Origin of the sequence: Brenneria salicis ATCC 15712 = DSM 30166, from assembly GCF_003315515.1 — a bacterium.
Lineage (GTDB): Bacteria > Pseudomonadota > Gammaproteobacteria > Enterobacterales > Enterobacteriaceae > Brenneria > Brenneria salicis.
Map to the genome: position 1 here is coordinate 1 of NZ_QNRY01000086.1, position 3,196 is coordinate 3,196.

Below are 3,196 nucleotides of genomic sequence, written 5' to 3' on the forward strand. Positions count from 1 at the left end.
AAAAATGTCAGACAATTTATTAAAACCGCATCACCTTTCCCAGGCAACAAACCTGGACTAACAAAAGTGGAGCGGTAATAGGCGCAGTTATTTAGCATAAACAGCGGATTCTGTCCGATTTGCCACGAAAGTGAAAGCGGTAATTTATACTCTTAATGAGGCACGGCAACGAGATTTTTTATTTAAACTATGGAAAAATCGTTACCGTCCTGTCATTTGACGTATTAAGCGACGGTTCGGGGCTTTAAATCCCAAATGATGATCAGCCGTTTATTCCCCTGATTTTGTGCCTAACAAAAGGAGAGACTTATGGATACAGATCTGAAACTATCACTGCTGGCAACGGTTGGCGCACTGGTAATGATTATAATATTCAGCTTTACCGCGGTATTGAACTGAGAGGGCTTAGCCTCCCCTTTGTTTCATCGGTATCCGTTCAGACACAGGCTGGCGTATTCAAACTGTGTCTGAACCTATTCTCTGTCTGAAGCGGTTGCCGAGTGTAAGAAACGCGGCTTCGGCAAAGACGTTAACGCATCGTTTGCGGGGTAACCATCCGGCGTGCGCCGACATAATGTTCCTGCCAATAATCTTCATTCAACTTACTAATGCGTATATCCGATCCGGTGCGTGGCGATTGAATAAATTTGCCATCTCCCAGATACACCCCGACATGATCCGCCGTTCCGCGATTATTAATGCGGAAGAACACCAAATCGCCGCTTTCCAGTTCATTTTTCTTGATCGGGGCCGCGTCCCGCAAGTGATACATTTCGTTAGCCGTGCGGGGGATTGGGATGTTAACCACGTCTTTATAGGCGAAATAAACCAGTCCGCTACAGTCAAAACCGGTCAAGGGCGATGAGCCTCCCCAGCGATATGGCTTGCCCACCTGACTCATCAATTTGTTTATCGCAGTCAATCTGGCATGTTGATAACGTTTTTTATGCGCGACACTCAGGGTTAAACCTTTATTATCTGGTTCTTCCTTTTTCCCTGCTCCCATTTTGTTTTTTAACCCTGACTTTAATCGGCTGCGGGTGGATACCTGTTTTATATTACTGGCTGCATGCGACTTTTTGAGCCCTTTTCTAACCAGTGCCGGCGTAGAATTTTGGGTTCTTGACGAGGTTTTTTTTATTGGTGTTGATGATAATTTTTTACGCTTGGCCGATTTGCTTTTCTTATGATCGCTCTCAATGACGCTTTTCACACTGGTCTTGCGCTGCGATGAATTGGGGATATCGGGGGCTGCCTGCGCCTGACTCAGGAATGGAAGACTAAAAAACAGAATAAAAAGCGTAATAAATAAGCGCATGTTAAGGATGACCGAATATAAACCTTAGATCGTTCAATTGGTACAGTATTCCCGAAAGCAGCGTGATAAAAAAGTGGGAATGGCGTGTTTATTAATACAAAATAATGAAAAAACGTGAATAGGTATTTTTTTTTGCTGGAATCATCATCGTTTCTGGCGCAGATTTCATCAATGCGCATTATCGCTTGAGGCTGGCGTCACAAGATAAAACCCTACAAAAAATGGCGTTTTTTTGTGGCTACGGCCCTCGGTACAATATAAATTGAGTAGATCGCGCTGTAATGGCTCATCTGACAGAAGCCCGTGGTTAATGCACATGATGTTAGCCATCCTATAAGATTTAAGGAAGAAAGAGAATGACGACAACAACAATTGAAAAGATTCAGCGTCAGATCGCTGAAAACCCGATTCTGCTGTATATGAAAGGTTCGCCCAAGTTGCCGAGTTGCGGCTTCTCCGCGCAAACGGTACAGGCGCTGTCGGCGTGTGGCGAACGTTTTGCTTATGTCGATATTTTACAGAACCCGGATATTCGCGCTGAACTGCCTAAATACGCCAACTGGCCGACTTTCCCGCAATTGTGGGTTGACGGTGAACTGGTCGGGGGCTGTGACATCGTGATTGAAATGTATCAGCGCGGTGAGCTGCAGCAATTGATTAAAGAAACGGCTGAAAAGTATAAGCCTCAGGCGGAAGATCTGGCATAAAGACAACGGGTGCTTCGCGCACCCGTTATTTCTTGTGGCGAACCGAACATTCTGCCCGCCCCGCCCCGGGGCGCCGCAAGCGAGGTTGAAAAACGCGCCTGCGTTTTTTGTTTAACTTGCTTTAGATTCCGCCGCTGACGAATTCTCATCAAGCGCGATGGGCCATCCGCCCAGACGCTTCCAGCGATTCACCAGTTCACAAAACAGCAATGCCGTCTGATGGGTGTCGTAGAGCGCCGAGTGCGCCTGGCTTGAGTCAAATTCAATCCCTGCGGTAAGGCAGGCTTTCGCCAGAACCGTCTGTCCCAGCACCAACCCGCTTAGTGCCGCGGTATCAAAAGTGGCGAAAGGGTGAAACGGGTTACGTTTCAGGCTACAGCGCTCGGCTGCCGCCATCAGAAAACCGTGATCGAATGTGGCATTGTGCGCGACGATAATCGCCCGGTTGCAGCACTGATCTTTTATCCCTTTGCGTACCACTTTAAAAATTTCATGCAAAGCATCATATTCGTTGATCGCACCGCGCAAAGGATTGGCGGGATCGATACCATTGAACGCCAACGCTGCGGGCTCCAGAATCGCGCCCTCAAAAGGCTCAACATGGAAATGTAATGTCTCATCCGGCTGTAACCAACCATCCGTATCCATTTTTAACGTTATCGCGGCGATTTCCAGCAACGCATCGGTTTTGGCATTAAACCCGGCGGTTTCGACATCAATCACAACCGGATAGAATCCACGGAAACGTCCACTCAGGGCGTTCAGGTCATTTTTATCAGCCATTAGTCTCTTAATCTTTAGCAAAATGCAGCGCGCATTATGGCAAATTTTGGTGAGAGATGCAGTAACCCTGCTTATTTGGCAGGATTTTGTCGGGACTGGGATAATCTACGGCGAGAAAGGAAGACGGGCGCCAGCCTGACGGCCGTCGTTGTGTTAAATCACCTAAATAACTGATCCTAATATCGCTACATTTTTACCAACCCATGATTCCCACCGGGGAATGGGCTGACAGTATTCATAAAGTGACGCACTTTTTTCAGTAACTGCCACATTGAGCGGCACTGGTGGTTTCCGGTTATCGTTTCGTGCAGCGCCTGCCACAGCCGTTCAACATGATTTACCCAGGGCGAGTAAACCGGCTGATAAATAACACGAAACTTCGGATTCT

Annotated in this window: 4 protein-coding genes and 1 pseudogene; 2 read left to right on the forward strand and 3 right to left on the reverse strand. The window is 47.3% G+C overall.

Annotated features, from left to right (window positions below; translation table 11 throughout):
- Positions 1-309 precede the first annotated feature (309 nt).
- On the forward strand, positions 310-399 hold the full coding sequence (cydH, locus tag DES54_RS18350) for a cytochrome bd-I oxidase subunit CydH (protein ID WP_121556353.1): 90 nt from the start codon (positions 310-312) through the stop codon (positions 397-399).
- Between the two features lie 130 nt (positions 400-529).
- Here cydH and DES54_RS18355 read toward each other — a convergent pair whose 3' ends face one another.
- Entirely contained in the window at positions 530-1,318 is a 789-nt protein-coding gene (locus tag DES54_RS18355; protein ID WP_113869794.1) for a C40 family peptidase, read from the reverse strand.
- 356 nt (positions 1,319-1,674) lie between these two features.
- Between DES54_RS18355 and DES54_RS18360 the strand changes: the two genes are divergently transcribed.
- Positions 1,675-2,025, forward strand: a complete 351-nt coding sequence (locus DES54_RS18360; RefSeq protein ID WP_113869796.1) for a Grx4 family monothiol glutaredoxin — start codon at positions 1,675-1,677, stop codon at positions 2,023-2,025.
- 111 nt (positions 2,026-2,136) lie between these two features.
- Here the strand turns inward: DES54_RS18360 and rnt are convergent, their stop codons facing one another.
- A complete protein-coding gene (rnt, locus tag DES54_RS18365; protein WP_113869798.1) occupies positions 2,137-2,808 on the reverse strand; it encodes a ribonuclease T in 672 nt (223 codons plus the stop codon).
- A gap of 185 nt (positions 2,809-2,993) precedes the next feature.
- Positions 2,994-3,196, reverse strand: a pseudogene (locus DES54_RS18370) (IS630 family transposase); the annotation flags it as partial.

Excerpts from the sequence above, each read along its gene's own strand:
- cydH (WP_121556353.1), top strand. The coding sequence starts at position 310 with ATGGATACAGATCTGAAACTATCACTGCTGGCAACGGTTGGCGCACTG.
- DES54_RS18360 (WP_113869796.1), top strand. The coding sequence starts at position 1,675 with ATGACGACAACAACAATTGAAAAGATTCAGCGTCAGATCGCTGAAAAC.
- DES54_RS18355 (WP_113869794.1), bottom strand. The coding sequence starts at position 1,318 with ATGCGCTTATTTATTACGCTTTTTATTCTGTTTTTTAGTCTTCCATTC.
- rnt (WP_113869798.1), bottom strand. The coding sequence starts at position 2,808 with ATGGCTGATAAAAATGACCTGAACGCCCTGAGTGGACGTTTCCGTGGA.